The sequence below is a fragment of the Streptomyces sp. NPDC028419 genome, from assembly GCF_055565515.1.
This window is the reverse complement of the sequence record NZ_JBVHUE010000020.1, coordinates 1-25,246: the sequence shown is the minus strand read 5'-3', so window position 1 is coordinate 25,246 and position 25,246 is coordinate 1. Positions and strand designations below refer to the sequence as shown.

Sequence of the window (25,246 nt, the reverse complement as noted above, 5' to 3'; positions counted from 1 at the left end):
GATCGGACAGCGATTTTCACCGGAGCTGCCAGGTGCCCCGGCGCACGTCGAGGGTCGCGGTGACGTCGGCCCGCCGCGGGAAGGGTTCGCCCAGGCGCCAGGGGGCGGGCAGGGCGGCCAGGTCGATGGCGATCAGGTGCTCGGCGCCCGTGCGGTCGGCGGCCTCGCCCAGGGCTCCGATCCAGTGGGGCGCGGCGGCGATCAGTTGTTCGGCGAGCCCCGGGCCGGGCTCGGGAACGCGCGGGAGGGGCTCCCGCTCGCCCTCGACGAGGGCGGCGCCGGCCATCAGCGTGAGCAGCCGCGCCAGGACCGCGGCCGGCAGGGCGGGGTCGCTCGTCTCCAGGAACGCGTAGCAGTCGTCGTGGCCCGAGAACCAGATGCGGGAGCCGGCCAGGCGGCTCAGGAGCGGCTCGTCGACGCCGGTCGTGCCGAGCACGAGGGCGAGCTCGTCGAGCTGCTCCGCGCTCCGGCCGGCGGGCAGGTCGATCAGGGCCAGCTCGTACGGCGACCAGGTGCCGTCCAGCAGTCGCGGCAGCAGGTCGCGGTCCAGCACGAGGAACTCCTCCCCGAGCCCGTTGAAGCCGGCCGCCCAGGATCCGATCGGGTGGACCGCGCAGGGCACCCCGAGGTCGGCCGCGATGAGCGAGGGCCGCAGCGGGTGCCCGTCCGCGTCCAGGTAGGAGTTGGTCTCCAGCGCCACCACCGCCACCGCGTCGTTCGCCGCGGCCAGGAGCAGGTCGACCAGCTCACCGGCCTGGGCCGCGCTCGCTCGCACCCGCCACAGGCCGTCGGCCTCGCGGACGCTGAAGGCCAGGGGGAACGGCCTGCGCTCCCAGCCGACGCTGTTCACGCTGAACGCGCCCTGTTGCCCGACTTCGATCACTGCCCCGCCCCTGAGAACCCGCCGACCGCCCCGTACCGTCTGATCATGATGGATCACAGACCCCCCTTGTCGTCGGTGTCCGAGTTCGCGGCCTGGGAGCCGGTCCTGCGCCTCGTGCTGACCGCGGACCCGCGGCGCCGGCACGGGCAGGTGGCCCGGGTGGCGGGACGCGTCGGGCAGCACGGATGGAGCCTGGCCCACCGGGGCGCGATGTCCGAAATGGCGCGGAGCGCGGTGGAGGACCTGCAGCGGGCGCTGGCGCGCGGCCGCGTCCAGGAGGTCGCCTTCCGCGCGGAGGTCCGGCCGGACGGGAGGACCACGCTCGCCGTGGTCTGGCCGAGCCCCGTCGTGGAGGCGCCCGTCGGCTACGCCGACCTGGGCGTCCTCGTCCTGGTCGAGAGCTCCCTCCCCGCCCCGTGGCTGCGCCGTCCCGACCCGACGCCCGGGGCGGTCCCGGCGCCGTCGGCGGATCCGGCGCTGCTGGAGCGGACGCTGCGCGAGCGGTTGCCCGACGCCGTGGGCGCGACGCGGGAGGAGATCGACGCCGCCGAGGCGCGGTTGGGCGTCACCCTGTCCGAGGAGCTGAAGGCGCTCTACCGGGTGGCCCGGGTGGACTGGTTCGAGGACTTCGAGGGCGCCGACCTCGCGGGCGACGCGGTCGGCTGCGAGCTGAGCGGTCCGGCGGACCTGCGGGCCGTCGACGCGGCGGAGCGCCACACCGGCTGGGGCCTCGGCGCCCGGCGGGCGATCGGCGCCGGACCCGACGCCGCGGTGCAGCCCCTGGCCGGTTCGCCGGGCTGGATCGGATTCGGGAGCAACGGCGGCGACGAGTACGCGATCGACCTCACGCCCGGCCCGGGCGGCCACCTCGGGCAGGTCCTGCTGATCGGCCACGAGCAGGGTCTCGGCGCCGAGCTGGTGGCCGATTCCCTCACCGACTTCGTGCTGGGCCGGGTACGGGAGGAGCCCCGCGACCGCGCCGCGGGGCTGCCCGGGATCACGGCGAAGGTCTGCGCCGGCGGCCTCGGCAGCGTCGAGGAGGCCGCGCATCCGGCCCTGGAGGTCCTGACCATCGAGGTCCCGGACGCCGACGGCGCGCCGTTCGCCCTCGCCCCGGTCGTCGGACTGCCCCGCCTGCGCACGCTCACGGCGGCGCCCGGCACCCTGGCGGACCCGCTGGAGGTCACGGGCCTGCCCGCGCTGGAGTTCCTGGCGGTCGGCGTACGCGAATGGCGCCTCCTGCTGGACGCCGGAGCCGTCCCGCGCACCCTGAAGGCCGCGGCCGTCACCGTGCGGGACGAGGAGCACCTGCCCGTGGTGGACGTCGCCAACGAGATCCTGGCCCTGTGGGACCGGCCCCCGATCGAGCAGACGCTGCTCGAAGGGGACATCGGCCCCGTGGCGGCGGACACCCGTGCGATGCTGGGCCCGTGACGATCGAGGACCTCGTACGGCTGCGCCGCGCCCGGGACGCGATGGACCGCGACTACGCCGAGCCCCTGGACGTGCCCGCGCTCGCGGCCATCGCGCTGATGTCCCCCGGGCACTTCTCGCGCAGCTTCCGCGCGGCCTTCGGCGAGACGCCGTACGGCTATCTGATGACCCGCCGCGTCGAGCGCGCCAAGGCGCTGCTGCGCCGGGGCGACCTCAGCGTGACCGAGGTCTGCTTCGCGGTCGGCTGTACCTCGCTGGGGTCCTTCAGCTCCCGCTTCACCGAGCTGGTCGGCGAGAGCCCCAGCGCCTACCGGGCCCGCCGCCACGAGGAGGGCGCCGCGATCCCCGCGTGCGTGGCCAAGATCCTCACGCGCCCCTCCCGGAGCGGGCCGCCGCGACCGGCGCCGGACGCGGAGGCGGAGTCCGGCCGCACGTCGTAGCGTCGCAGTCATGACCATCAAGCTCTCGCAGTGCTTCATCGCGGTCGACGACCACGACAAGGCGCTCGCCTTCTACCGCGACACCCTCGGCCTGGAGGTGCGCAACGACGTCGGCTTCGAGGGGATGCGCTGGGTCACCGTCGGCTCCCCCGAGCAGCCGGACGTGGAGGTCGTCCTCGAACCGCCGCTGGCCAACCCCAACGCCTCGCCGGCCGACCGGCGGGCCATGGCGGAACTGCTGGCCAAGGGCATGCTCCGCGGCGTGATCTTCACGACCGACGACGTCGACGCCACCTTCGAACGGATCCGGGCGGCGGGCGCCGAGGTGCTCCAGGAGCCGACCGACCAGCCGTACGGCGTCCGCGACTGCGCCTTCCGCGACCCGGCGGGCAACATGCTCCGCTTCAACCAGCCGCGCTGACACCGCCCCGCCCGGTCGCGGCGCCGCACCACGCAGCGGTGCCCCGGACCCGGCGGCAGGGCCGCGGGTCCGGGGCACCGGTGGTGATCCCTGGGGTCAGGAGTCCTGGCCGGCCGCCTTCGCGGCGCGCTCCGCGTTGCGCTCCTTGATGCGGACCGTCTCCTTGCGGACATCGGCCTGCGTGGCGCGCTCCTTCTGGAGCCACTCGGGCAGCTCGGCCTTGATGGCCTCGATCTGCTCGGTGGTCAGGGCGTCCGTGACGCCCCCGCGCGCGAGACCGGCGATGGAGACGCCGAGCTTGGACGCGACGACGGGGCGCGGGTGCGGACCGTTGAGGCGCAGGTCCTGGAGCCACTGGGGCGGCTCGGCCTGGAGGGCACTCAGCTCGGCCCGCGAGACGACACCCTCCTGGAACTCGGCGGGTGTGGCCTCGAGGTACACACCCAGCTTCTTCGCCGCGGTCGCGGGCTTCATGGTCTGGGCGTTCTGGTGCGACGTCATGGGTCAAGGGTATCGAGCGTGTGCGCTACCTCCGACCACGACCGGTAACCTGGCCGGGTGACAGGCTCGGAAACACCCCCTTCGTTCCGGCTCGCGTACGTCCCGGGAGTGACGCCCACCAAGTGGGTGCGGATCTGGAACGAGCGGCTGCCCGACGTCCCGCTGACGCTGGTCCAGGTGACCCCCGGCGAGGCGCCCGCCCTGCTCCGCGACGGCGGCGCCGACGCGGGCTTCGTGCGGCTGCCGATCGACCGCACGGGCCTCAGCGCGATCCCCCTCTACACCGAGACCACCGTGGTCGTGATCCCCAAGGACCACCTGATCGCGGCGGTCGAAGAGGTGTCCACGGGCGATCTGGCCGAGGAGATCGTGCTGCACCCCCTCGACGACACCCTCGACTGGGAGCAGCTGCCGGGCAAGCCCGCGATCGCCCGCCCCGAGACGACGGAAGACGCCATCGAACTGGTGGCGGCGGGGATCGGCGTGCTCGTCGTACCGCAGTCCCTCGCGCGCCTGCACCACCGCAAGGACCTCACCTACCGCACGCTGACGGAGGGGCCGCAGTCGCGCGTCGCGCTGTCGTGGCCGGAGGCGGACGAGGCACCCGAGCTGGTGGAGGAGTTCATCGGGATCGTGCGCGGGCGTACGGTCAACAGCTCGCGGGGGCGCACGCCGACCCCGCCGCAGCCGAAGAAGGCCAAGCGCCCCGACCCCGCGGCGGCCCGCCGCAAGCCCGGCGGCGGCAAGCCGACCGCCGGCAAGAACCCGCGCGGCGCCTCCGGGGGCGGCGCGAAGGGCGGCGGCAAGGGCGGCGCCAAGCGCGGCAAGCCGCGCGGCCGCTAGACCGTCCCTTCCGGATCTTGCCGGCCCCCCCTAGGGTGCCGCCCATGGGGTGGAGAAGGATCTTGCGCGGGCGGGGGCCCGGGCCGGGGCGGCTCGCGGTGACCGCGGACCTGCGGTACACGCGGATGGCGAAGGTCGCCGTGGTCCTGGCGCAGCTGCGTCGGCCGCCGCAGGAGCTGTGGGACCGGGTCGTCTTCGCCATGGAGGACCAGATCATGGTCGCCTGCGCGGCCGGGCACCTGCTCGCGGAGGCCGGGCCGGGCGTGCTCGACGGGCACGCCGATCGGCTCGCGGCCTTCCTCCGGCACCACCGGTCGGCCGACGCCTACTCGCCCTCCCTCACCGATCACGTCCTGGTCGCCCTGGCCGGGCTCGACGACCGGCGCGCCCTCCCGCTGCTGACGGCGCGCGTCGCCGACCCCGCCCGGTCCCCGCTCGGCGCCGAGTTCGCCCCGACGCTGGCCCGGCTGCCGGCCGCGGAGCTGCTGCCCGCGCTCCTGACCCGCCTGCGTGCCGCGCCGGACGGCCACTCCATGGAGGGCGCCCTCGCCCTGCTGGGCCGGTGGGGTGCGCCGGCCGGAGCCGCCGTGCCCCTGCTGGCGCCGCTGCTCGGGGGCCCGTACGCACGCGGCGCCTGCGAGGTCCTCGGCCGGATCGGGCCCGCCGGCGCGGCCACCGCGGACGTCCTGGCCGACCTCGCCCGGGGGCGTACGCGCCCCGCGCGGCAGGGTTGGCCCGACACCGCGAACCCCTGGCACGGCCGCCAGAGCGCGGCCTGGGCCCACTGGCGGGTCACCGGGGACGCCGGGCTCGCCCTGGAGGTGTGCGGGAGCTTCGCCCGCGCGGGGCTCGGCGGGCCCGTCCTGCGCTACCTCGGCGACCTCGGCCCGGCCGCCGCCGCGCACGTGGACGACGTGCGGACGCTGCTCGACGCGCCGGGTGCGTGGACCCGGATGGAGGCGGCGGGCGCGTTCTGGCGGATCACCGGTGACCCGGAGCCGGCGGTGGCGGTCCTCCTGCGGGAGCTGGCCCCCCTGCGGGACGCCCGTCTGACGGAGCCGGCCGGGGCCGCCGTGCGACACCTGGGCGCGATCGGCGCTCCGGCCGCCGCGGCCGTACCGCTCTTGCGGGACGCGCTCGCCGACGACCGCCGCGCCCACGAGCGGATCCTGTTCGACGAACGCCTCTGCCGGTGCCTGGAGACGGCGCTGGACGCCATCGAGGGGAACATCTGATCCATCGGACAGTCGACCGGGTGGTGCGCCGGGGGCCGTTTCCGGCCACCCGGGGCGCAGCCGCCACCCGCCCGGACCGACTGAACGATTCTGCCGGCCCCGCCACCAGGAAGTCCGGCGCCCGAGGCTGCCGGACCACCCGTTCCGCCGCACGCGCGGGAGCGGAATCCGCCACGCGCCCGGCCTGAAATCGATCGTTGCGACCCCCGCCCCACCCTCCCTACAGTCCCCTCTGCATTCATCTCATCACACAGGGTCACTATCCATGGGGGCAGCAGTGTCACGCTCACGCACCATCGCACGCCGCGTCGGCCGGGTCCTGGCCGGCTCGGCCCTCGGCGCACTCGTGGCCCTGGGACTCGCGCTGGGACCGGGCGCGGCCCCCGCGACCGCCGCCGCGACCGGGGACTGCGGCGCCTCGAACCGGCTGCCGCGCCCGCAGGACCAGCGGTTCTACGTCCAGTGCGCGAACGGCGTCGCCACTGTGCTGCCCTGCCCCACCGGCCAGGTCTTCGATCTCGGGCAGCAGGCGTGCGACCTGCCCGAGCGGGTCCGCCCGGCCGTGGCCACCGAGACCACCGCCGGGCCCGCCAAGCTGAACGGCCTGCTCTTCGGCGTGAGGAACCTCAGCACCACCGTCCGCATGGCCGACGGCCCCGCCGGGCTGGACGGGGTCCCGGTCACCTTCACCACCGCCGGCGGCAAGACCCTCTGCACGGCCGTCACCGACCAGTACGGCGCGGCCCGCTGCGACTCACCGGCCCGACTGAACGTCCCGCTCGACGAGATCCTGCGCGGCTACCGGGCGACCTACGCCGGCATCGACGGCATCTACCTGCCCTCCACGGCGACCGGACCCATCTCCCTCCTCTGACCGGCGGGGAACCGGACCGGCACAGGACCGGCGGGCGCGGGATCAGGCCCCGGTGGCGCGCACCGCCGCGTACAGCTCGGCGGCCACGTCCGCCAGTTCGGCCGCGTCCCGCACGCTGCCCTGGAGGTCCACGAGCAGGTCGGTCAGCGGGACGGCCGACGCGTGCGCGGCGACGTCCTCGGCGATCTGCTCGACGCTCCCCTGGAAGGGCCGCCGGTCCGCCCCTTCGAAGGGGTGCGGCGTGTAGAGCGCGTTCGCCCGCGCGCACACCTCGATCGGCCGGGTACGACCGCGCTCGGCGGCCAGGTCCGTCAGCCTCCCCCAGGCCCCGGCCAGCACCTGCGGGCCGGTGGCCACCGGCATCCAGCCGTCCGCCCGGTCCACCAGGCGGCGGGCGGCGCGCGGGCTCGTGGCGGGCAGGTAGACGGGGACCGGACGGGCGGGCTTGGGACCGATCCCGGCGGGGGCGATGACCGTCAACTCGCCCTTGTAGGAGACCGGGTCGGGACCCCAGACCGCCGCGCACACGTCGAGCAGCTCGTCCAGCACCGCGCCGCGCCGCTCGAAGGGCGCCACGCCCGCGGCCGCGAACTCGTCGCGCGACCAACCGGTGCCCAGGCCCGCCAGCACCCGGCCGCCGCTCGCCGCGTCCAGGGAGGCGAGGGACCGGGCCAGTTGGACGGGTATGTGCAGCGGGGCGACGAGCACGCTGGTCCCCAGCAGGGTCCGCCCGGTCGCGGCGGCCGCGAGGGTCAGCGTGATCAACGGGTCGGCGACCGAGCGGTACTTCTCCGTCCAGGGCAGGCCCGGGATCCCGTACATCCCCTCCAGGGGCTGCTCGGGGAAGAGGATCCGCTCGAAGACCCACAGGCTCCCGTACCCGGCCGCCTCGGCCGCGCGCGCCACCACCGGGACGTCGCGGCCGACGTCGAAGTGCTTCATCTGGGGCAGGCTGAGCCCGAGCCGGATCGCCACGGTTCTTCTCCTTCACCGGAGGGACGCGCGGCGCCTGCCGGTGAGGCGCCGTCAGTGCGTCAAACGGTCGTCTCCAGCGAAAGGTGCCAACGCCCCGCGGATCCGGCGAGGGCGACCAAGGACAAGGGGGGACAGCGGCCGGACGTCCACGTTCCAGTACGTCTGCGGTGGCGCCCCGAGCGCGAAGACCAGGGCGGCGCGCACCACGGACGGTTCGGCGACCGCCACGATCGCTCCCCCGTCGTCGGCGGGCCGGGTGTCCAGCCAGGCCCCGATCCGCGCGATGAAGGCGAGCAGCGACTCCCCGCCGTGCGGGGTCGCGCGCGGGTCGGACAACCACAGGTCCACCGCCCCCGGCTCGCGCGCGGCCACCTCGGCCAGGGTGAGCCCCCGCCAACGCCCCATGTCGCAGTCGCGCAGGGCCGGCTGGGCGAGCGGTGCGTAGCCCAGGGCCCGACCGGTGGCGCGGCTGCGTGCCGTGGGCGAGCAGTAGCGCAGTTCGGCCGCGCCCAGGGGCACGAGTCCGTGCGCGGCCGTCTCCACCGCCCGCCAGCCGACGGTGTCGAGCGGGCGGTCGTCGTCGAAGCGCTCGGCGAGCAGCGAGGAACTACGGGCTGCGGTGACGAGCGAGACCCGAACATGCATAGCGGCGATGGTGCGGCGAGCGTCGCCCGAGGTCAAGCCTGCGTACCGACCCCGCAGCGCAGCTTGCCGACGGCCGCCGCCAGTTCCCCGGCGGACGCGACCGCGGCGAGGCTCATGCGGACGTACGGACCCGGCGGTTCCGCGCAGAAGTACGGGCGGCCCGGGGTGAGCGCCACCCCGGCCCGCAGCGCCCCCGCCACGAAGGCGGACTCGTCCGCTCCGTCGGGCAGCCGCACCCACAACTGGTAGCCGCCGACGGGCAGGTGGGGCAGCGTCAGGTCGGGCAGCTCGCGCCGCAGGGCGCCGACGAGCACCTCCCGCCGGTGGCGCAGCTCGGCGCCGACGGCCCGCAGGTGACGCGGCCAGGCGGGAGAGCCGACCAGTTCCAGCGCGGCCTCCTGGAACGGCCGCGGCACGAAGAAGCTGTCCACGACCTGGATGGCGCGCAGCCGCTCCAGGACCGGCCCGCGGGCCGCGAGCGCGCCCACCCGCAGGCTGGGCGAGGCCACCTTGGTGAGGGAGCGCACGTGCACCACCACCCCGTCGGGGTCCTCGGCGGCCAGCGGCGGGGGCAGCGGTCCGGCGTCCTCGTGGGCGAGCGAGCGCGCGTAGTCGTCCTCGACGACGAAGGCCCCGGCGGCCCGCGCGATCCGGCGCACCTCGGCCCGCCGCGCGTCGGCCAGCACCGATCCGCTCGGGTTCTGGAAGAGCGGCTGGCACACGAACACCCGCGCGCCGGTGGCTTCGAAGGCCGCGGCGAGCAGGTCCGTACGCACCCCCTCCGCGTCACACGGCACCGGCACCGGCCGGCACCCGGCGGCGCGGGCGATCGCCAACAGGCCGGGATAGGTCGGGGACTCGACCAGGATGGGCGCACCCGGCGGGGCCAGCGCCCGCAGGGCGGTGGTGAGCGCGCTCTGGCCGCCCGCGGTGACCAGCACGTCGGCGGCGGTGAGCGGGCCGCCGATCTCCCGGGCGAACCAGTCGCGGAGCTCGGTCAGCCCCTCGACGGGCGGCCGGGACCAGGCCCCGGGTCGCCGGCCGGCACGGGCCAGGGCCGCGGCGAGGGCCCGTTCGGGCTGGAGGGAGGAGTGCAGGTAGCCGCCGTTCAGCTCGATCACCCCGGGCGGCGGGGCCGCGAGGGAGACCAGCACGCCGGAGGCGTCCACCGAGCGCGGCACGATCTCGCCGCCCTCCTCCGCGCTGAGGGCCACCTCCTGCCAGGAGGTGTCCGTGGCGGCCGGGGCCGCCTCGCGCGGCGCGCAGCGGAACGCCCCGGCGCCGGGCCGGGTCACCACGAGCCCTTCGGCGGCGAGCTGGGCGAGGGCCCGGGACACGGTCACCGGACTCACCCGGAACCGCTCGACCAAGGAGCGGCTCGACGGCAGCTTTCCACCCACCGAGTAGCGGTTCAACTCGGATCTGAGGGATTCCACCAGTTCAGCCACACTGCTACGCTCGTACATGAGAGCACAGAATAGCGCTACCCGCCTCGCCACGATAGCGGTTGAGCACGAGACGGACCCGGGAGCCGGACCAGCGACCGGATCGGGCACCACCTCCGCCACCGCGTCCGGCGCCACCTCCGGCACGCTGCTCGCCGCCCTCGGCGTCGTCACCTTCTCGCTCACCTTCCCCGCCACCGTCTGGGGCATGGAGAGCTTCGGCCCCTGGTCCTTCGTCGCGCTGCGCAGCGTCCTCGCCGCCGCCATCGCGAGCGTCTTCCTCCTCGCGCTGCGGGTCCCGCTGCCGGGCCGCGCGCACTGGGCGGGCCTCGCCGTGGTCGCCGCCGGGGTGGTCGTCGGCTTCCCGATGCTGACCACGCTGGCCCTGCGCACCTCCACCACCTCGCACTCCGCCGTAGTGGTCGGCCTGTTGCCGCTGACCACCGCCGCGCTCGCCGCGCTGCGCACCGGCGTCCGGCCGTCGCGCACCTTCTGGGCCGCCGCCGTCGCGGGAGCCGCGGTGGTGCTCGGCTTCACCCTCGCGCAGAGCGGCGGCGCCCTCTCCGCGGGCGACGCCTACCTCTTCGCCTCCCTGCTGGTGTGCGCTGCCGGGTACACCGAAGGCGCCCGGCTGGCCCGGACGATGCCCGGCTGGCAGGTCATCGGCTGGGCACTGGTCCTGTGCCTGCCGCTGACCGTGACCGGGTCGGTGCTGGGGCTGGCCGCCGAGCCCGTGCACCTGAGCGGGCACGGGATCGCCGGGCTGGTGTGGGCGGCGGCCGGCTCCAGCTTCCTCGGGCTGTACGTCTGGTACCGCGGGATGGCCGAGATCGGACCCGCCCGCGCCAGCCAGCTCCAGCTCGCCCAGCCGCTGCTCACGCTGGTGTGGGCGGTGGCCCTGCTGGGCGAGCACCTGACCCCTGCCGCGCCGGTGGCGGCTGCCGCCGTGCTCGTCTGCATCGCCCTGACCCAACGGGTCAAATAGGGCCGGAACGCCGTAAACTGCTGTCACCGACCGGACCGGCCCGAGGGAGGTCAGCATGCACGCGACCGAGGGTGACCAGCTGGTGCAGCACGGCAGGATCGTCGGACAGAACGACAAGGTCGGCGAGATCCTCCAGGTCCTGGGGGACAACGGAACCCCGCCCTACCGGGTGCGGTTCCAGGACGGCCACGAGGCGCTGATGGCCCCCGGGCCGGACTGCGTCGTACGCCACCCGGACGCACACCCCCAGTGAGCCCGGCAACGGCGGCCGATCAGCGCGGCGGCACCCGCGTCGGATAGTGGTCCGCGACCACCTCCGCCATCGCTCCGTTGCGGTCCGCGACCACCTGCTTCGCGGAGAAGTGGACGTGGCCGCGGACCTGCGGGTAACGGGCGGCGACCGTCAGGTGCCGGGACAGCTCGGCCGGGTCCCGCCAGGCCGCGGTGGGGCTGTCGGGATCGCAGCGGTAGAGCGCCTCGCCGATCAGCAGGTCCACCGAGGTCCCCCGGACCGTCTGCGACCACCAGTCGACGAGCGTCTCGTAGTCGCACTGCGGGTGCCCGATGTGCCAGTAGAGCTGCGGCGCGACGTAGTCGAGCCAGCCCTCCCGGACCCAGCGGCGGGTGTCGGCGTAGAGGTCGTCGTAGGTGCCCAGGCCCGCCCGGGTCGCCGAGCCGAGCGGGTCGACGTCGTCGCCCCGCCAGACCGCGAAGGGGCTGACCCCGAAGCGGACGCCCGGCCGCGTCGCCCCGATCGCCGCGCCCATCTCCCGCACCAGCGCGTCGATGTTGTGCCGCCGCCAGTCGGCGCGCGAAGCGAAGTCGGCGCCGTGCGCGGCGAAGGCCTCGTCGTCGTCGAAGTACTGGCCCTCCACGGGATAGGGGTAGAAGTAGTCGTCCCAGTGCACCGCGTCCAGGGGGTAGCGCCGGACCGCGTCGAGCATCGCCTTCTGCACGAACGCCCGGACCTGCGGCAGCCCGGGGTTGTAGTAGAGCTTGCCGCCGTACGGGACCACCCAGTCGGGATGGAGGCGCGCCGGGTGCTCGGGGACCAACAGGGAGGCGTTCGCGTGGTTGGCCACCCGGTACGGGTTGAACCAGGCGTGCAGCTCCAGCCCGCGCTCGTGCGCCCGGGCCACGGCCGTACCCAGCGGGTCCCAGCCCGGGTCCCCGCCCTGGCGCCCGGTCAACCACTGCGACCAGGGTTCCAGCGCCGAGGGCCACATCGCGTCGGCGGTCGGCCGCACCTGGAGGACCACCGCGTTCAGCCGCCGCCGGACCGCGGTGTCGAGCAGGGACACCAGTTCCGCCTCCTGCTCCGCGGCGCTCAACCCCACCGCCGAGGGCCAGTCGACGTTCTCCACGGAGGCCACCCACATCCCGCGGAAGGCGGCGCCGGGGGCGGGCGCGGCAGCGGCCCCGGGCGCGGGGGCCGCAGCGGCTGCCGCCGCCGGGGCCGCCGCGGCCGTCGTCACCGTCCCGGCGGCCAGCGCCCCGGCCACCCCCGCCAGCAGTCCCCGTCGGCCGATGTGCGCCATGTGTCCGCTCCGTTCCGCACAGTGATATTGATCTCGGTGCGCCCAGCATGCCCGCCCCGGGCCGTCATCAGCCCCGAGGTCGGGAGTAACGTCGGGGGGCGTGGCGGGCGCCGGAATGCAGTTACCACTGTCAACGACGGGGGACCCGCGATGGATGAGCAGCGAAAGGCACGATGTGACGGACCTCTCTACCCTCCCGACCGACATCGCACTGGTCGGCGTAGTGGGCTGTGGCCAGATGGGCGCGGGCATCGCGGAGGTGTGCGCGCGCAGCGGTCTCGAGGTGAAGGTTGCCGAGACCACCGGCGAGGCCCTGGAGATCGGCCGTACCCGGCTGCACAACTCCCTGATGAAGGCCGCCGAACGCGGCAAGATCACGGAGGAGGAGCGGGACGCCACCCTGGCCCGACTGACCTTCACCACGGACCTCGGCGAGTTCGCCGACCGTGACCTGGTCATCGAGGCCGTCGTCGAGAACGAGCAGGTCAAGACCGAGATCTTCCAGGTGCTCGACCAGGTGGTGACCCGCCCCGACGCGATCCTCGCCTCGAACACCTCCTCCATTCCGCTGGTGAAGCTGGCCGTCGCCACCTCGCGACCGGACCAGGTCATCGGCATCCACTTCTTCAACCCGGCCCCGGTGCAGCAGCTCGTCGAGCTGATCCCGGCGCTGACCACGGGCGAAGAGACGGTCAAGCGGGCCGAGGCCCTGGTCCGGGACGTGCTCGGCAAGCACGCGATCCGCGCCCAGGACCGTTCGGGCTTCGTGGTCAACGCGCTGCTGATCCCGTACCTGCTGTCCGCGATCCGGATGTTCGAGTCGGGCATCGCGAGCCGCGAGGACATCGACAACGGCATGGAACTGGGCTGCGCCCACCCGATGGGCCCGCTGAAGCTGGCGGACCTGATCGGCCTGGACACCGTGGCCTCGGTGGCGGACTCGATGTACTACGAGTTCAAGGAGCCCCTGTACGCCGCTCCCCCGCTGCTCCAGCGCATGGTGGACGCGGGCCGCCTGGGCCGCAAGACGGGCTCGGGCTTCTACCCGTACGGCTGATCCGCCGGGCTCAGCCCAGGCGCAGGTGGTGCAGCAGCAGGAGCCCGGCCGCCATGTTGGCGGCCGGGACCTCGCCGCGCGCGATCATGTCCGGGACCAGCTTGAGCGGCACCCACGCGCGGTGCGAGGACTCGAAGTCGTCCTCGGGATGGCCGGTGTACGTCGCCCCCTGCGCCCAGTAGAGGTGGTGGCGGGCGTCGGTCAGCCCGTTGGAGGGCTCGACGGTCATCAGGTGGTGGAGGGGACCCGGGCGCCAGCCCGACTCCTCCTCCATCTCGCGGGCCGCCGCGGCGGCGATGTCCTCACCGTCCTCGACCACACCGGCCGGCAGCTCCCAGCCCCAGCTGTCGGTGATGAAGCGGTGGCGCCACAACAGCAGCACCTCGTTGGCCTCGTTGACCGCCGTCGCCACGGCGACCGGGCGCAGCCGGATCACGAAGTGGTCCAGGTGCCGGCCGTCGGGGAGTTCGACGTCCGCGAGGTTCACGTCGAACCAACGGTTCTTGTACACGGTCTGCTCACTCAGGTTCATCCACTGCACGGTTGTGCCACCTTTCGATCGAGTAGGTGGCAACATGGCAGCAGTTCCGAGCATCACAGCGGAACGCGCAGCGCCCCGTCGATGAGGTGCGCCGTCTCCTGCGCCCCCGCACATCCGCTGGTCAGCAGCTGTTCGCGGACCGCGCGCAGCCGGTCGCGCAGCCGCAGGGATTCCATCCCCCGGGCCCGTTCGGCCATTTCGGTCGCGGCCGCCACCGCCCCGTCGGCCTCCCCCTGGCGCAGCTGGATCTTGCACAGGATGGCCAGCCGGTGCACCCGCCCCCGGTCGTGCGCCGGGGTGTCCACGGCGGCCGTCGCCTGCTCGTACGCGGCATCCAGTTCGCCCAGGCCGAGCAGCGCCTCGGCCACCTGCACGTTGACCAGACCGGGCTGTACGTACCCGGTCTCGTCCGGTTCGCTGCCCGGCCGGATCCGCTCGGCGGCCGCCTCCGCGCGCCGGATGCACTCCAACGCGGCTCTCCCGTCACCGAGTTGGGCGTAAGCCTTGGCCTGCATCGCGTGCAGGTCGGCCGAGAGCGCCGGGGTGATGTGCCGTCCGGCGGCGCGCAGTGCGGCCTCCGCGAAGGCGACCGCCCGGCGGAACTCCCCCAGGTGCAGGGACTGGTTGACGAGCAGCGCGATCACGTAGGCCCCCAGGCCGCGGTCCCCGCTCGCCTTCGCGAGCCGCAGGGCCTGGTGGAAGTAGCGCTGGGCGAGCCCGTGGGCGTCCGAGTCGTACGCGCAGATCCCGGCCACCGCCACCAACGACCCGGTGGCCCGGTAGAGCCCCCGGCCGAGCGCGTCGGGGTAGCTCCCGCGCAGCAGCGGCGCGGTCTCGCTGCCCAGGAAGCGCACGACCCGCTCCCGGGTGGCCACGCCGCCCGCCCGCCGGTACATCAGCTCGTAGTGCACGCGGGCCGCCCGCAGGATCTCGATGTGCTCGGGGCCGACCTGGGTGGGCCCCGAGCGCGAGACGTCCGCGTCCTCCGGCGGGTTCTCCCACTCCCAGACCGGGATGACGGCCGGGGTCCCGCACACCGCCCCGGCGGCCAACAGCTGCGGGCGGGCCTGGCCGTCGGCGCGCCACAGGGCGGTGGCCCGGTCGACGAACCCGCCCAGCGGGGTGCCGGGCGGCGACCCCTGACCGGCGTCGTCCGCGGCGCCACCGGAGCCGGGCGAACCGGGCAGGCCGAGCCCGATGTCGTCCAGCGACAGCGGCCGGCGCAGGCGGCTGCCGAGCACCTCGCAGAGCAGGTCGGGGACTTGGCCGCGGGGGCGCTGGCCCTTGAGCCAGCGGGCGACGGCGGTGTGCTCGTAGCGCAGGGCCAATCCGCGGCTGCGGCCGGCCTGGTTGACGTGTGCGGCGAATCCGGCGTGGGACATGCCCGCCTCGGCAAGGAGGGCATCGAGCAGTGCGTTGGGCTGCATGGGCCGCTCCCGGGGCTCGTCGCTCTCAGGTTAGTGGGTGCTCGCTTCACACGGGGTGTGAACCGGATGCGCGCATAAATGCGCCGCGCACCCTGCCGCAGGGGTGCCCCGCGGCGCTTCACTGAAGAGCCTCGCCAAAGAGGTAGCCCGGGTCGTCGGCTCCCCCTCGAACAGTGCGACGACCCGTACTGGCGCCGCCCGTTCTGCTGTCTGCCCGACACTCCATGGCAGGCGGGCGGCGCACCCCGACACCCCGGTCGGGCCCGTGCTCAGGCCGGGCCGAACCGGTCGTTGCGCAGCACCAGCAGGGCCACGTCGTCGGCGGGCCGCCCGCCGGTGTGCCGCAGCAGCGCCGCGTGCACTCCCGCGACCAGCCGCGCGGGCGTGAGCGCGGCGGCCGCGGCCGCTTCGGTGACGGCGCCGGCCAGCGGGAAGAAGCGGCCCGCGCGGTCACGGGCGTCCGCGACCCCGTCGGTGTGTAAGAAGAGCACCTCGCCGGGGGCGAGCCGGCCGCACGGCCGCGCCGCCAGGTCACCCGGACCGGGCAGGGGCAGCACCCCGAGCGGCGGCAGCGTCTCGCCGCCGAGCGGCTCCAGCCCGACGCGCTCCGGGCGCGGGGCTCCACCGAGCGCCCCGAGCGGCCGCGCCGGCGGGTGCGGGGCGGCGCGGCCCCGGGAGCCGGCGCAGCACGGTTCGGGCACCGGGAGCCAGCGCAGCACGTACGGCCAGGGGTGGCCGCAGTTCAGGGCCAGCAGGCCGCCGTCGGGCGCGATCTGGAGCAGCAGCACCGTGACGAACTCCTCCGGCTCGCCCCCCGCGTGCCGGATCAGCGCCCGCTCCATCCGCCGCAGCACCCCGCCCAGCGTCGCCTCGTCGTACGCCGCTTCGCGGAAGGAACCCAGGACCGCGGAGGCCAACCCCAGCGCACCCGGCCCGTGCCCGCGCACGTCACCGATGACCACCCTGACCCCGTACGGCGTGGGCAGCGCGTCGTACAGGTCGCCGCCGACCGACAGTTGGGCCGCGGCCAGCGCCAGCCCGTCGATCCGGGCCGGGAGCGGCCGCAGCAGGGCCCGCTGCACCGCGCCCGCGATCTCCTGGCTGCGCCGCAGCTCGGCCAGCAGCCGCGTGCGGATGTGCAGCGCGCACCCGGTGGCCAGGAGCAGGAAGGCGGCGCAGCTGGCCAGGCTCGGGCCGAGCGGTCCGGGCGAGGACAGCTCCCAGGACACCGCGGCCCCGCCCCAGGCAAGGACGCACACCCGGCGCACGTGGGGCACCCGCCCGCGCGTGATCATCCTCTGTGCCTCCCCTCGGCCGGAACGATTGTGTCCACGACCCGGTGCGCTGGACACGGGTCGCCGAGGTTCTCACCCAAATGAGTGAGGGGCACCTCCGGTGATCCGGATGTGCCCCTCACAGACCTGTCAGCAGGTGCTATGCACCGCGCAGGACCGCCCCGGTGCGCTCGGTGGCCAGGGCCACCGCCGCGTCACGGGCGGCCGTGGACTCCTCCGCCGTCAGGGTGCGGTCCGCCGCGCGGAAGCGCAGCGCGTAGGCGAGGGACTTCTTCCCCTCGCCGACCTGCTCGCCGGTGAAGACGTCGAACAGCCGCAGCGATTCGAGGAGTTCACCCGCGCCCTTGCGCAGCGCGGTCTCGACCTCGGCGGCCGGGACGGCCGCGTCGACGATCAGCGCGACGTCCTGGGTCGCCACCGGGAAGGTGGAGATCCGGGGCGCCCGGAGGGCCTCGCCCCCGGCCGCCGCGAGGCGGTCGAGGTCGATCTCCATCGCGCTGGTGCGGGCGGGCAGACCCAGCGCCTTGACGACGCGCGGGTGCAGCTCACCGGCGTGGCCGATGACCTGCTCCACCCCGTCCAGGGTGACGATCAGCTCGGCGCAGCGGCCCGGGTGCCAGGGACCGTACTGGCCCTGGCGCACGACCAGCTCCGCACCGGCCTCGGCGGCCAGCGAGCGGGCGGCCTCGACCGCGTCCGCCCAGTCGGCCGGGCGGCCCTTGCCCCACCAGCCGGCCTGCTCGCGTGCACCGGCCAGCACGACCGCGGCGTACCGCGGCTGCGCGGGCAGGGCCGCGTTCAGGGTCGCGATCTCCTCGGCCGTCGGGCGACGGTCGACGGGCAGCCGCACCGCGACGCCGGCCTGCGGACCGGCCCGGAAGACCGAGCCCGTCTCGAAGAGCGCGAGGTCGTGGCTGCCGCGGCTGTCGTTGCGGCGCAGCGCGCCGAGCAGACCCGGCAGCAGCGTGCTGCGCAGGGCCGGCTCCTCGTCGGAGATCGGGTTGACGAGGGTGACGACCTGGCGGGTCGCGTCGTGCGCCGGCAGCTGGAGCTGGTCGAAGACCTGGGCTCCGAGGAACGGGTAGTTCAGCGCCTCGACGTAACCGGCCCCGGCCAGCGCACGGCCGACGCGGCGGTGCAGCCGCTGGCGGGCGGTGAGTCCGCGGCCCGAAGGGGGCTGCGGCAGCGTGGAGGGCAGGTTGGCGTAGCCCTCCAGCCGGATGACCTCTTCGGCGAGGTCGTTCGGCTCGGCGAGGTCGGGGCGCCACGACGGCACGGTGACGACCAGCTCGTCCTGGCCGTAGACGTCGCAGCCGACCTCCTGGAGGCGGCGCACGACGGTCTCGCGACCGTAGTCCACGCCCGCCACCCGGTCCGGGTGGTCCGCGCGCATCGCGATGGTGCGCGGCGCGGAGGGTGCGGAGAGCTCGGTGACGCCCGCCTCGGCGGTGCCGCCCGCGAGCAGCACCAGCAGGTCGACGGTGCGCTGCGCGGCGGCGGCCGCGGCCTGCGGGTCGACCCCGCGCTCGAAGCGCTTGGACGCCTCGGAGGCGAGCTTGTGGCGACGGGCGGTGCGCGAGATGGACAGCGCGTCGAAGTGCGCCGCCTCGATGACCACCTCGGTGGTGCCCGAGACCTGGAGGGTCTCGGGGTCCGTGACGGAGTCGGCGATCTCGGTGTTGGCGCCGCCCATGACACCGGCGAGGCCGATCGGCCCGCTGTTGTCGGTGATCACCAGGTCCTCGGCGTCCAGCGTGCGCGTGACGCCGTCGAGGGTGGTGAACTTCTCGCCCTGCTCCGCGCGCCGGACGCCGATCGGACCGTCCACGCGGGAGCGGTCGTAGGCGTGCAGCGGCTGGCCGAGTTCGAGCATCACGTAGTTGGTGACGTCGACCGCGAGCGAGATCGGCCGCATGCCGGCCTTCTGCAGGCGGCGGCTCAGCCAGATCGGCGAGCGGGCCTCGGGGTCGAGGCCGCCGACCGTACGGGCGGTGAAGCGGTCGCACCCCTGCGGGTCCGAGACCTGCACCGGGTAGCCGTAGGAGTTCGGGCCGGGGACGTCGAGCAGCGCCGGGTCGCGCAGCGGCAGCCCGTAGGCCGTCGCCGTCTCGCGGGCCACGCCGCGCATCGACAGGCAGTAGCCGCGGTCCGGGGTGACGGCGATGTCGAGGACCTCGTCGATCAGCTCCAGGAGCTTGATCGCGTCGGTTCCGACCTCGTACTCCGGGGGGAGCACGATGATGCCGTGCGTACCGTCGTCGCCCATGCCCAGCTCGTCGCCCGAGCAGATCATGCCGTGCGAGGTGCGGCCGTAGGTCTTGCGCGAGGCGATCGCGAAGTCGCCCGGCAGCACCGCGCCGGGGAGCACCACGACGACCTTGTCGCCGACGGCGAAGTTCCGCGCGCCGCAGACGATCTCCTGGGGCTCGCCGGTGCCGTTGGCCTGGCCGACGTCGACCGTGCAGAAACGGATCGGCTTGCGGAAGCCGTCGAGCTCCTCGATGGTCAGGACCTGGCCGACGACCAGGGGACCCTGGAGACCGGTGCCGAGCTGCTCGACGCGCTCGACCTCCAGGCCGGCGTCGACGAGCCGCGCCTGTACGTCACGACCGGTCTCGCCCGCGGGCAGGTCGACGTACTCCCGCAGCCAAGAAAGCGGGACCCGCATCAGATCTCCATCCCGAACGGCCGGGTGAAACGAACGTCACCCTCGACCATGTCTCGCATGTCTTCGACGTTGTGGCGGAACATCAGCATCCGTTCGATGCCGAACCCGAAGGCGAATCCGCTGTACTTCTCGGGGTCCACGCCACAGGCGACGAGCACCTTGGGGTTGACCATGCCGCAGCCGCCCAGCTCGATCCAGCCCTCGCTGGAGCAGGTACGGCAGGGGCGGTCGGGGTTGCCCACCGATTCGCCGCGGCACACGTAGCACTGCATGTCCATCTCGGCGGACGGCTCGGTGAACGGGAAGAAGTTCGGGCGCAGCCGGGTGGTCATGTCCGGGCCGAAGAGCGCCTGGACCATGTGGTCCAGGGTGCCCTTGAGGTCGGCCATGGTCAGGCCCTCGTCCACGGCGAGCAGCTCGACCTGGTGGAAGACCGGGGTGTGCGTCGCGTCCAGCTCGTCGGTGCGGAACACCCGGCCGGGGCAGACGACGTAGACGGGCGGCTCGCGGTCCAGCAGCGTGCGCGCCTGCACCGGGGAGGTGTGGGTGCGCAGGACGACACCGGACTCGTCGCCGACGGTGCCCTCGGGGCCCTGGACGAAGAAGGTGTCCTGCATCTGGCGCGCGGGGTGGTCGGGGGTGAAGTTGAGGGCGTCGAAGTTGAACCACTCCGCCTCCACCTCCGGGCCCTCGGCCACCTCGTAGCCCATGGCCACGAAGACGTCCGCGATGCGGTCCATCAGCGTGGTCAGGGGGTGGCGGGCGCCGGCCGGGACGCGGTCGTAAGGCAGCGTGACGTCCACGGCCTCCTCGACGAGCACGCGCTCGTCGCGCTCCGCCTCCAGCTCGACCGTGCGCGCGCCGAAGGCCTTGTTCACGGCGCCGCGGGCCTGGCCGACGCGCTTGCCGGCCTCGGCCTTGGCCTGCGGCGGCAGGGCGCCGATCTCGCGGTTGGCGAGCGCCAGGGGCGAGCGGTCGCCCATGTGCGCGGTCTTCGCCTCCCGCAGCGCGTCGAGGTCGCCGGCGGACGCGAAGGCGGCGAGCGCCTCGTCCCGCATGCGCTCGATCTCATCCGGTTTCAGTGCCTCGACCTCAACAGGGTCGTACGACTTGTTCGGTGCCGACATCTCTTCCCGTACTTCCGATGGCTGGCTGGTGGGTCCCCCGCGCGACACGCAGGGCGCGCTCGGCACAAGGACACAAAGGTGCCAAAGGACGAGTCTAAAGGTCGCTGGGGGTGAAGGAGCCCGTGGGCCGCCTGGCGAGACGCTCCGCAGGGTTACTGCGTGAGGTACGCCGGCGCGGCGACGGGCAGGATAAATCGGAATTCGGCGCCGCCGCCGGGGCCGCGGCCGACCGTGATGGTGCCGCCGTGGGCTTCCACGATGCCCTTGACGATGTACAGGCCCAGACCGGTGCCGCCGCGCTTGCTGCCCCGCCAGAAGCGGGTGAAGACGCGGCGCATGGAGTCCTCGGGGATGCCGGGGCCTTCGTCGGTCACGGTGACGGCCGTACCCATCTCGTTGTCGTTCTTGGTCGCGGACGCACCGGCCGGAACGGGTGCCACCTCGATGGTGACCGTTCCCTCACCGTGCCGCACCGCATTTTCGAGCAGGTTGCCGAGGATCTGGTCGATCTTGTCCGGATCGGCCCACAGATCGGGCAGGGGGCTCGCGACCCGCACGAGGAAGCGGTCCGGTGCCTGGCCGTTCGCGGTGAGCGCCTGGACGTGGCGCGCCACGGCGGTGGCGATGTCCACGGGCTGGCGGCGCACCTCCAGGCGCCCCGAGTCGATCCGGGAGATGTCGAGCAGCTCGGCGATCAACCGGGTGACCCGGTTGGCGTCGGCGTCGACCGTCTCCAGCATGAGCCGCTTCTGGTCGTCGGTGAACCTCTCCCACTTCGCCAGCAGGGTCGCGGTGAACCCCTTGACCGAGGTGAGCGGGGAGCGCAGCTCGTGCGCGACGGTGGCGATCAGCTCGGCGTGGCTGCGTTCGGTGCGGCGCCGGGCCTCGGTGCCGCGCAGGCTCACCACGAGGTGGCTGAGCGGTCCCGTGGGGTGCGTACGGACGTAGCGGGCGCAGACCAGCACCTCGCGGCCGCCGGGGAGCAGCAGGTTGCGCTCGGGCTGGCCGCGCCGGGTGGCCAGGCCCCCGTAGGGGTCGGTCAGCGCCCACCAGCGGCGGCCTTCGAGGTCCTCCAGGGGCAGCGCCCGCTCGATCCGGTCGCCCAGGGCCTTGCCGGGGTCGACGGCGGTGATCCGCGCGGCGGCCCGGTTGAAGCAGATGATCCGGCCCGCGTGGTCGGCGACGACCAGCCCGTCGGGCAGGTCGTCGGGGTGCATGCCGAAGCCCGCTCCGAGCGTGTCGTCCGGTGCGGGTGCGCCGCCGTCCAGCGGGGACGCGGCCACCGGCTCACCGGGCCCCGCGGACTGGGCCGCCCTCTGGGTGGCCTCCCGCGGGGAGCTGTTCGTACCGACGGTCATGTACCCGTACCCCACATCTCCGGTCGGGGTCGCCGCGACGGGCGCCCCCGGGGCGCCACATTACTAGCTGGGGGTCACGGAGCGGCACCCTCCGGGAGCCCGCTGTGCACGGGCGGAGGCGTAGAGGCACACGGCGGCGGCCGTGGCGAGGTTGAGGCTCTCGGCCTTGCCGTGGATCGGGACGCGCACGACGGCGTCCGCCAGTGCGCGGGTCTCCTCCGGCAGCCCCCAGGCCTCGTTGCCGAACACCCATGCCGAGGGGCCGCCCATGGTGCCCGCGTCCAGCTCGGCGTCGAGGTCGTCCTCGCCCGCGCCGTCGGCGGCCAGGATCCGCACGCCGGCGGCGCGCAGCCCCTCGACGGCCTGCTCGACGGGGACGCCCACGGCCACCGGCAGGTGGAAGAGGGAGCCCACGGAGGCCCGTACGGACTTGGGGTTGTAGAGGTCGACGGAGGCGTCCGTGAGGATCACCGCGTCCGCCCCGGCGGCGTCGGCGCAGCGCAGCACGGTGCCCGCGTTCCCGGGGTCGCGGACGTGCGCGAGGACGGCGACCAGCTTCGGGGCGGCCTCCAGGACGGACTCGAAGGAGGTGTCGAGGAAGTGGCAGACGCCGACCAGGCCCTGCGGGGTGACGGTCTGCGAGACCTCGGCGAGCACCTCGTCACCGGCGTAGTGCACGCGCGCGCCGGCGGCCAGGGCCGCCTCGATGATGTCGGTGTAGCGCTCGGCGGCCTCGACGGTGGCGAACAGCTCGATCAGGGTCGCGCCCGCCTCGCCGCGGTGTTCGGCGGCCTCGCGGACGGCCTGCGGGCCCTCGGCGATGAAGCGCCGCTCCTTGGTGCGGAAGTTCCGGCGCGCGAGCCGTCGGGCGGCGGCCACCCGGGGGGATCGCGGTGAGATCAGCTCGGCGGGGGCGGGGGTACCCATGGCGGTCGGCTCGCTTCCGTGCGTACTGCGGGTCGAAACGGATCGAAACAGCTCGGACCAGCGGAGAACGGCTGGTCAAACGCACCGGACCCGCAGGCACGAGGCCTGCGGGTCCGGGCTGTGGCCTTTGCGGGCCGGTGAGCCGGTGAGGGCTCGTGAAGGACGGACTGCTTAGGCAGCGGCCTTCGGGGCGTTGACGTCGGCCGGAAGCGCCTTCTGGGCGACCTCGACCAGCGCGGCGAACGCGTTGGCGTCGTTGACGGCCAGCTCGGCGAGGATCTTGCGGTCCACCTCGATGTTGGCGGCGTTCAGACCCTGGATGAGGCGGTTGTACGTCATGCCGTTCTGGCGGGCAGCGGCGTTGATGCGCTGGATCCAGAGCCGGCGGAAGTCGCCCTTGCGCTTCTTGCGGTCGTTGAAGTTGTAGACCAGGGAGTGGGTGACCTGCTCCTTGGCCTTGCGGTACAGGCGCGAACGCTGACCGCGGTAACCCTTGGCGGCCTCGAGGATCGCCCGACGCTTCTTGTGCGCGTTTACTGCCCGCTTGACGCGTGCCACTTTGTGCTCCTTGTAACAGGGCCGTGGTTGTCTTCACACGGCCCGAATTCGATGGGGTCCCGGTCCTGACGTCCCGCTCCCACGAACGGGGAGCGGAGAGACGTCACTTGCCGAGAAGCTTCTTGATCTTCGCGGCGTCGCCGGGGGCCATCTCCGCGGTGCCGGTCAGGCGGCGGGTGACACGGGACGACTTGTGCTCGAGCAGGTGGCGCTTGCCGGCGCGCTCACGGAGCACCTTGCCGGCACCGGTGATCTTGAAGCGCTTCTTGGAACCGCTGTGCGTCTTGTTCTTCGGCATAGCGCCGTTATCTCCTCGTCGGTGGCGCTCCCACCGGTCCGGAAAGAACCAGGCTGGCGGGAGCGTCAATAGTTTCGGTTGAGTCCGGGGCGGGCTGCTCCGGACTCAGGCCTCGGCAGGAGCCTCGGTGGAGGCGCCCTCGGCCGGAGCGGCCTCGGCTGCGGGGGCCTCGGCTTCGGTGGCCTCGTCGGCGAGGACCTCGTCGACTCCGGCCTCGTCCTCGAGGAACTCGTCCTCGGAACCCTCGTCCGTGGCGGAAAGGCCCTGGCGCTCGGCCTTGCGGGCGGCCTGCGCCTCACGGGCCTCGGCCATCGCCTCGGTCTTCTTCTTGTGCGGACCGAGAACCATGATCATGTTTCGGCCGTCCTGCTTCGGGTTCGACTCGATGAACCCGAGGTCCTCGACGTCCGAAGCCAGACGCTGAAGCAGTCGGTAGCCCAGTTCCGGACGGGACTGCTCGCGACCACGGAACATGATCGTGATCTTGACCTTGTCGCCCTGCTTGAGGAACCGGACGACGTGACCCTTCTTGGTGTCATAGTCGTGCGGGTCGATCTTCGGCCGGAGCTTCATCTCCTTGATGACCGTGTGCGCCTGGTTCTTGCGCGCCTCACGGGCCTTCATGGCCGACTCGTACTTGAACTTGCCGTAGTCCATGAGCTTGCAGACCGGCGGCCTGGCGGACGCCGCTACCTCGACCAGGTCGAGGTCGTACTCCTGCGCGAGCTCAAGCGCCTTCGCGAGCGGCACGATGCCGACCTGCTCGCCGCTCGGACCGACAAGTCGTACCTCGGGAACGCGAATCCGGTCGTTGATGCGGGGCTCGGTGCTGATGGATCCTCCTCGGTTGCACCACCACACGGCCGCCTGGCAGACAGCCGCGTAACGTCTCTGACGTGAGACCAACCGATCCGGAACACAAAAAATGCCCCGGGACGGGACACAGGCGGGGCTCCTTGGAAATACCGGAACACCACCGCATCACAACATCGCGGGGCGCAGCATCAGGCGGCTTTCCATCGTCCGTACGGAACGATGGATACTGCCTTGACCGGTGACCTGCCGTCCGGAGGACGACTAGGTGGGAGTACGGAGCCTCCACTTGTGGGCCGGACGCATGCGCATCCAGCCGGTCTGGTACCTCAATATAGCAAGGGCTCTTCCCGGACGCTAACCCGGCCGTGAACGGGCCACCCGCGGGGCACGGACCCGACGCCGCGGGGGCCCGGTCCCGACCCCCTGCGACCCCGGCTTATCGTGAAGGCATGACTGACGCGACGCCCCCCGAGACCACCGAAGCCGACCAGGCTCCCGACTACGACGCCATGACCCGCGACATCGCGGACGTGCCCGCGGTCGAGGTGATCACCACGGTGGCCGTGCACCTGCTGAGCGCCGCCGCGGTCAACCTGGGCCTGGACAAGCCCGACTCCGAGCACAAGGACCTCGACGAGGCCCGCAAGCTGATCACGGCCCTGGCCGGACTGGTCACGGCCAGCGCCACCGAGATCAGCTCCTTCCACGCGGCCCCGCTGCGCGACGGCCTGAAGTCGCTCCAGCTGGCCTTCCGCGAGGCCTCGCTGGTCCCGGACGAGCCGGGCCAGGGTCCGGGCGAGAAGTTCACGGGTCCGGTCTTCGGCTGATCGCCGCGCACCACCCCGCTCGCCGACGGTCCCGGGGGGGGGGGGGGGGGGGGGGGGGGGGGGGGGGGGGGGGGGGGGGTTTGGGTTGGGGGGGGTGGGGGGGGGGGGGGGGGGGGGGAGGGGGAAGG

General features: G+C 73.8%; 26 protein-coding genes. 10 read left to right on the top strand and 16 right to left on the bottom strand.

The window, feature by feature from the left end; translation table 11 throughout:
- Positions 1 to 16: 16 nt before the first annotated feature.
- Entirely contained in the window at positions 17 to 883 is an 867-nt protein-coding gene (locus ACZ4UB_RS22995) for a hypothetical protein (protein ID WP_468072701.1), read from the bottom strand.
- Positions 884 to 928: 45 nt separating this feature from the next.
- Between ACZ4UB_RS22995 and ACZ4UB_RS22990 the strand changes: the two genes are divergently transcribed.
- The 3 genes from ACZ4UB_RS22990 to ACZ4UB_RS22980 are packed head-to-tail and all read left to right on the top strand — an operon-like array spanning position 929 to position 3,178.
- Positions 929 to 2,317 (top strand): SMI1/KNR4 family protein, encoded by a 1,389-nt coding sequence (locus tag ACZ4UB_RS22990; RefSeq protein WP_468072699.1) that lies wholly within the window; start codon positions 929 to 931, stop codon positions 2,315 to 2,317.
- The gene (locus ACZ4UB_RS22985) at positions 2,314 to 2,757 is read left to right on the top strand and encodes a helix-turn-helix transcriptional regulator (RefSeq protein ID WP_354382630.1); all 444 of its coding nucleotides are present in this window, start codon (positions 2,314 to 2,316) and stop codon (positions 2,755 to 2,757) included. Before ACZ4UB_RS22990 ends, ACZ4UB_RS22985 begins: the two co-directional genes overlap by 4 nt.
- A gap of 10 nt (positions 2,758 to 2,767) precedes the next feature.
- On the top strand, positions 2,768 to 3,178 hold the full coding sequence (locus ACZ4UB_RS22980) for a VOC family protein (RefSeq protein WP_354382631.1): 411 nt from the start codon (positions 2,768 to 2,770) through the stop codon (positions 3,176 to 3,178).
- Between the two features lie 96 nt (positions 3,179 to 3,274).
- Here the strand turns inward: ACZ4UB_RS22980 and ACZ4UB_RS22975 are convergent, their stop codons facing one another.
- Positions 3,275 to 3,679: a DUF5997 family protein gene (locus ACZ4UB_RS22975; RefSeq protein ID WP_468072697.1), complete on the bottom strand. Its 405-nt coding sequence runs from the start codon at positions 3,677 to 3,679 to the stop codon at positions 3,275 to 3,277.
- A 57-nt stretch (positions 3,680 to 3,736) separates the two neighbouring features.
- Here ACZ4UB_RS22975 and ACZ4UB_RS22970 point away from each other — a divergent pair, with 57 nt between their 5' ends.
- The 3 genes from ACZ4UB_RS22970 (at position 3,737) to ACZ4UB_RS22960 (ending at position 6,631) form a co-directional block, all read left to right on the top strand.
- Positions 3,737 to 4,522: a LysR family substrate-binding domain-containing protein gene (locus ACZ4UB_RS22970; RefSeq protein ID WP_354382633.1), complete on the top strand. Its 786-nt coding sequence runs from the start codon at positions 3,737 to 3,739 to the stop codon at positions 4,520 to 4,522.
- Between the two features lie 44 nt (positions 4,523 to 4,566).
- The gene (locus tag ACZ4UB_RS22965) at positions 4,567 to 5,757 is read left to right on the top strand and encodes a hypothetical protein (RefSeq protein WP_468072694.1); all 1,191 of its coding nucleotides are present in this window, start codon (positions 4,567 to 4,569) and stop codon (positions 5,755 to 5,757) included.
- A gap of 277 nt (positions 5,758 to 6,034) precedes the next feature.
- Complete coding sequence (locus ACZ4UB_RS22960) at positions 6,035 to 6,631, top strand: chitin binding peritrophin-A domain-containing protein (protein WP_468072692.1); 597 nt, start codon at positions 6,035 to 6,037, stop codon at positions 6,629 to 6,631.
- Between the two features lie 42 nt (positions 6,632 to 6,673).
- Here ACZ4UB_RS22960 and ACZ4UB_RS22955 read toward each other — a convergent pair whose 3' ends face one another.
- From ACZ4UB_RS22955 to ACZ4UB_RS22945, 3 genes are read right to left on the bottom strand one after another with little or no spacing between them, the layout of a single operon-like run.
- Complete coding sequence (locus ACZ4UB_RS22955; protein WP_468072690.1) at positions 6,674 to 7,606, bottom strand: TIGR03619 family F420-dependent LLM class oxidoreductase; 933 nt, start codon at positions 7,604 to 7,606, stop codon at positions 6,674 to 6,676.
- A gap of 51 nt (positions 7,607 to 7,657) precedes the next feature.
- Positions 7,658 to 8,251 (bottom strand): histidine phosphatase family protein, encoded by a 594-nt coding sequence (locus ACZ4UB_RS22950; RefSeq protein WP_468072688.1) that lies wholly within the window; start codon positions 8,249 to 8,251, stop codon positions 7,658 to 7,660.
- 32 nt (positions 8,252 to 8,283) lie between these two features.
- Positions 8,284 to 9,807 (bottom strand): aminotransferase-like domain-containing protein, encoded by a 1,524-nt coding sequence (locus ACZ4UB_RS22945; RefSeq protein ID WP_468072686.1) that lies wholly within the window; start codon positions 9,805 to 9,807, stop codon positions 8,284 to 8,286.
- On the opposite strand from ACZ4UB_RS22945, the gene ACZ4UB_RS22940 reads away from it, so the two are divergent.
- Both ACZ4UB_RS22940 and ACZ4UB_RS22935 read left to right on the top strand, forming a co-directional pair.
- A complete protein-coding gene (locus ACZ4UB_RS22940; protein ID WP_468072684.1) occupies positions 9,716 to 10,681 on the top strand; it encodes a DMT family transporter in 966 nt (321 codons plus the stop codon). The genes ACZ4UB_RS22945 and ACZ4UB_RS22940 overlap by 92 nt on opposite strands.
- 55 nt (positions 10,682 to 10,736) lie before the next feature.
- Entirely contained in the window at positions 10,737 to 10,934 is a 198-nt protein-coding gene (locus ACZ4UB_RS22935) for a DUF1918 domain-containing protein (protein WP_354382640.1), read from the top strand.
- Positions 10,935 to 10,953: 19 nt separating this feature from the next.
- Here the strand turns inward: ACZ4UB_RS22935 and ACZ4UB_RS22930 are convergent, their stop codons facing one another.
- Positions 10,954 to 12,219 carry a glycoside hydrolase family 10-like protein gene (locus ACZ4UB_RS22930; RefSeq protein WP_468072682.1) on the bottom strand — a complete coding sequence of 422 codons (1,266 nt, stop codon included), beginning with the start codon at positions 12,217 to 12,219 and terminating at the stop codon, positions 10,954 to 10,956.
- Positions 12,220 to 12,373: 154 nt separating this feature from the next.
- Here ACZ4UB_RS22930 and ACZ4UB_RS22925 point away from each other — a divergent pair, with 154 nt between their 5' ends.
- Complete coding sequence (locus tag ACZ4UB_RS22925; RefSeq protein ID WP_468072680.1) at positions 12,374 to 13,276, top strand: 3-hydroxybutyryl-CoA dehydrogenase; 903 nt, start codon at positions 12,374 to 12,376, stop codon at positions 13,274 to 13,276.
- Between the two features lie 10 nt (positions 13,277 to 13,286).
- Here ACZ4UB_RS22925 and ACZ4UB_RS22920 read toward each other — a convergent pair whose 3' ends face one another.
- The 10 genes from ACZ4UB_RS22920 to infC form a co-directional block, all read right to left on the bottom strand.
- Positions 13,287 to 13,808 carry an NUDIX hydrolase gene (locus ACZ4UB_RS22920; RefSeq protein WP_468072678.1) on the bottom strand — a complete coding sequence of 174 codons (522 nt, stop codon included), beginning with the start codon at positions 13,806 to 13,808 and terminating at the stop codon, positions 13,287 to 13,289.
- 62 nt (positions 13,809 to 13,870) lie between these two features.
- Positions 13,871 to 15,244 (bottom strand): transcriptional regulator, encoded by a 1,374-nt coding sequence (locus ACZ4UB_RS22915; protein ID WP_468072676.1) that lies wholly within the window; start codon positions 15,242 to 15,244, stop codon positions 13,871 to 13,873.
- Between the two features lie 269 nt (positions 15,245 to 15,513).
- Positions 15,514 to 16,539, bottom strand: coding sequence for a PP2C family protein-serine/threonine phosphatase (locus ACZ4UB_RS22910; protein WP_468072674.1), 1,026 nt, complete (start codon positions 16,537 to 16,539; stop codon positions 15,514 to 15,516).
- A 139-nt stretch (positions 16,540 to 16,678) separates the two neighbouring features.
- Entirely contained in the window at positions 16,679 to 19,207 is a 2,529-nt protein-coding gene (gene pheT / locus ACZ4UB_RS22905; RefSeq protein WP_468072672.1) for a phenylalanine--tRNA ligase subunit beta, read from the bottom strand.
- Positions 19,207 to 20,334 (bottom strand): phenylalanine--tRNA ligase subunit alpha, encoded by a 1,128-nt coding sequence (gene pheS / locus ACZ4UB_RS22900; protein WP_354382646.1) that lies wholly within the window; start codon positions 20,332 to 20,334, stop codon positions 19,207 to 19,209. The genes pheT and pheS overlap by 1 nt, the downstream gene beginning before the upstream one ends.
- A 152-nt stretch (positions 20,335 to 20,486) precedes the next feature.
- On the bottom strand, positions 20,487 to 21,692 hold the full coding sequence (locus ACZ4UB_RS22895) for a sensor histidine kinase (protein ID WP_468072670.1): 1,206 nt from the start codon (positions 21,690 to 21,692) through the stop codon (positions 20,487 to 20,489).
- A gap of 63 nt (positions 21,693 to 21,755) precedes the next feature.
- A complete protein-coding gene (locus ACZ4UB_RS22890; RefSeq protein ID WP_354382648.1) occupies positions 21,756 to 22,619 on the bottom strand; it encodes a TrmH family RNA methyltransferase in 864 nt (287 codons plus the stop codon).
- A gap of 171 nt (positions 22,620 to 22,790) precedes the next feature.
- Positions 22,791 to 23,177 (bottom strand): 50S ribosomal protein L20, encoded by a 387-nt coding sequence (gene rplT / locus ACZ4UB_RS22885; RefSeq protein ID WP_330329547.1) that lies wholly within the window; start codon positions 23,175 to 23,177, stop codon positions 22,791 to 22,793.
- A 103-nt stretch (positions 23,178 to 23,280) separates the two neighbouring features.
- Positions 23,281 to 23,475 (bottom strand): 50S ribosomal protein L35, encoded by a 195-nt coding sequence (rpmI, locus tag ACZ4UB_RS22880; RefSeq protein ID WP_351053231.1) that lies wholly within the window; start codon positions 23,473 to 23,475, stop codon positions 23,281 to 23,283.
- Between the two features lie 105 nt (positions 23,476 to 23,580).
- Positions 23,581 to 24,336, bottom strand: a complete 756-nt coding sequence (gene infC / locus ACZ4UB_RS22875; protein ID WP_468072668.1) for a translation initiation factor IF-3 — start codon at positions 24,334 to 24,336, stop codon at positions 23,581 to 23,583.
- 404 nt (positions 24,337 to 24,740) lie between these two features.
- Between infC and ACZ4UB_RS22870 the strand changes: the two genes are divergently transcribed.
- Positions 24,741 to 25,118, top strand: a complete 378-nt coding sequence (locus ACZ4UB_RS22870; protein ID WP_354382649.1) for a DUF1844 domain-containing protein — start codon at positions 24,741 to 24,743, stop codon at positions 25,116 to 25,118.
- Positions 25,119 to 25,246: the final 128 nt, after the last annotated feature.

Excerpts from the sequence above, each read along its gene's own strand:
- ACZ4UB_RS22930 (WP_468072682.1), bottom strand. The coding sequence starts at position 12,219 with ATGGCGCACATCGGCCGACGGGGACTGCTGGCGGGGGTGGCCGGGGCG.
- ACZ4UB_RS22890 (WP_354382648.1), bottom strand. The coding sequence starts at position 22,619 with ATGGGTACCCCCGCCCCCGCCGAGCTGATCTCACCGCGATCCCCCCGG.
- ACZ4UB_RS22990 (WP_468072699.1), top strand. The coding sequence starts at position 929 with ATGATGGATCACAGACCCCCCTTGTCGTCGGTGTCCGAGTTCGCGGCC.
- ACZ4UB_RS22870 (WP_354382649.1), top strand. The coding sequence starts at position 24,741 with ATGACTGACGCGACGCCCCCCGAGACCACCGAAGCCGACCAGGCTCCC.
- pheT (WP_468072672.1), bottom strand. The coding sequence starts at position 19,207 with ATGCGGGTCCCGCTTTCTTGGCTGCGGGAGTACGTCGACCTGCCCGCG.
- ACZ4UB_RS22975 (WP_468072697.1), bottom strand. The coding sequence starts at position 3,679 with ATGACGTCGCACCAGAACGCCCAGACCATGAAGCCCGCGACCGCGGCG.
- pheS (WP_354382646.1), bottom strand. The coding sequence starts at position 20,334 with ATGTCGGCACCGAACAAGTCGTACGACCCTGTTGAGGTCGAGGCACTG.
- ACZ4UB_RS22920 (WP_468072678.1), bottom strand. The coding sequence starts at position 13,808 with ATGAACCTGAGTGAGCAGACCGTGTACAAGAACCGTTGGTTCGACGTG.
- ACZ4UB_RS22940 (WP_468072684.1), top strand. The coding sequence starts at position 9,716 with ATGAGAGCACAGAATAGCGCTACCCGCCTCGCCACGATAGCGGTTGAG.
- rpmI (WP_351053231.1), bottom strand. The coding sequence starts at position 23,475 with ATGCCGAAGAACAAGACGCACAGCGGTTCCAAGAAGCGCTTCAAGATC.
- ACZ4UB_RS22950 (WP_468072688.1), bottom strand. The coding sequence starts at position 8,251 with ATGCATGTTCGGGTCTCGCTCGTCACCGCAGCCCGTAGTTCCTCGCTG.
- ACZ4UB_RS22925 (WP_468072680.1), top strand. The coding sequence starts at position 12,374 with ATGAGCAGCGAAAGGCACGATGTGACGGACCTCTCTACCCTCCCGACC.
- ACZ4UB_RS22965 (WP_468072694.1), top strand. The coding sequence starts at position 4,567 with ATGGGGTGGAGAAGGATCTTGCGCGGGCGGGGGCCCGGGCCGGGGCGG.
- ACZ4UB_RS22895 (WP_468072670.1), bottom strand. The coding sequence starts at position 21,692 with ATGACCGTCGGTACGAACAGCTCCCCGCGGGAGGCCACCCAGAGGGCG.
- ACZ4UB_RS22915 (WP_468072676.1), bottom strand. The coding sequence starts at position 15,244 with ATGCAGCCCAACGCACTGCTCGATGCCCTCCTTGCCGAGGCGGGCATG.
- ACZ4UB_RS22935 (WP_354382640.1), top strand. The coding sequence starts at position 10,737 with ATGCACGCGACCGAGGGTGACCAGCTGGTGCAGCACGGCAGGATCGTC.
- ACZ4UB_RS22910 (WP_468072674.1), bottom strand. The coding sequence starts at position 16,539 with ATGATCACGCGCGGGCGGGTGCCCCACGTGCGCCGGGTGTGCGTCCTT.
- ACZ4UB_RS22980 (WP_354382631.1), top strand. The coding sequence starts at position 2,768 with ATGACCATCAAGCTCTCGCAGTGCTTCATCGCGGTCGACGACCACGAC.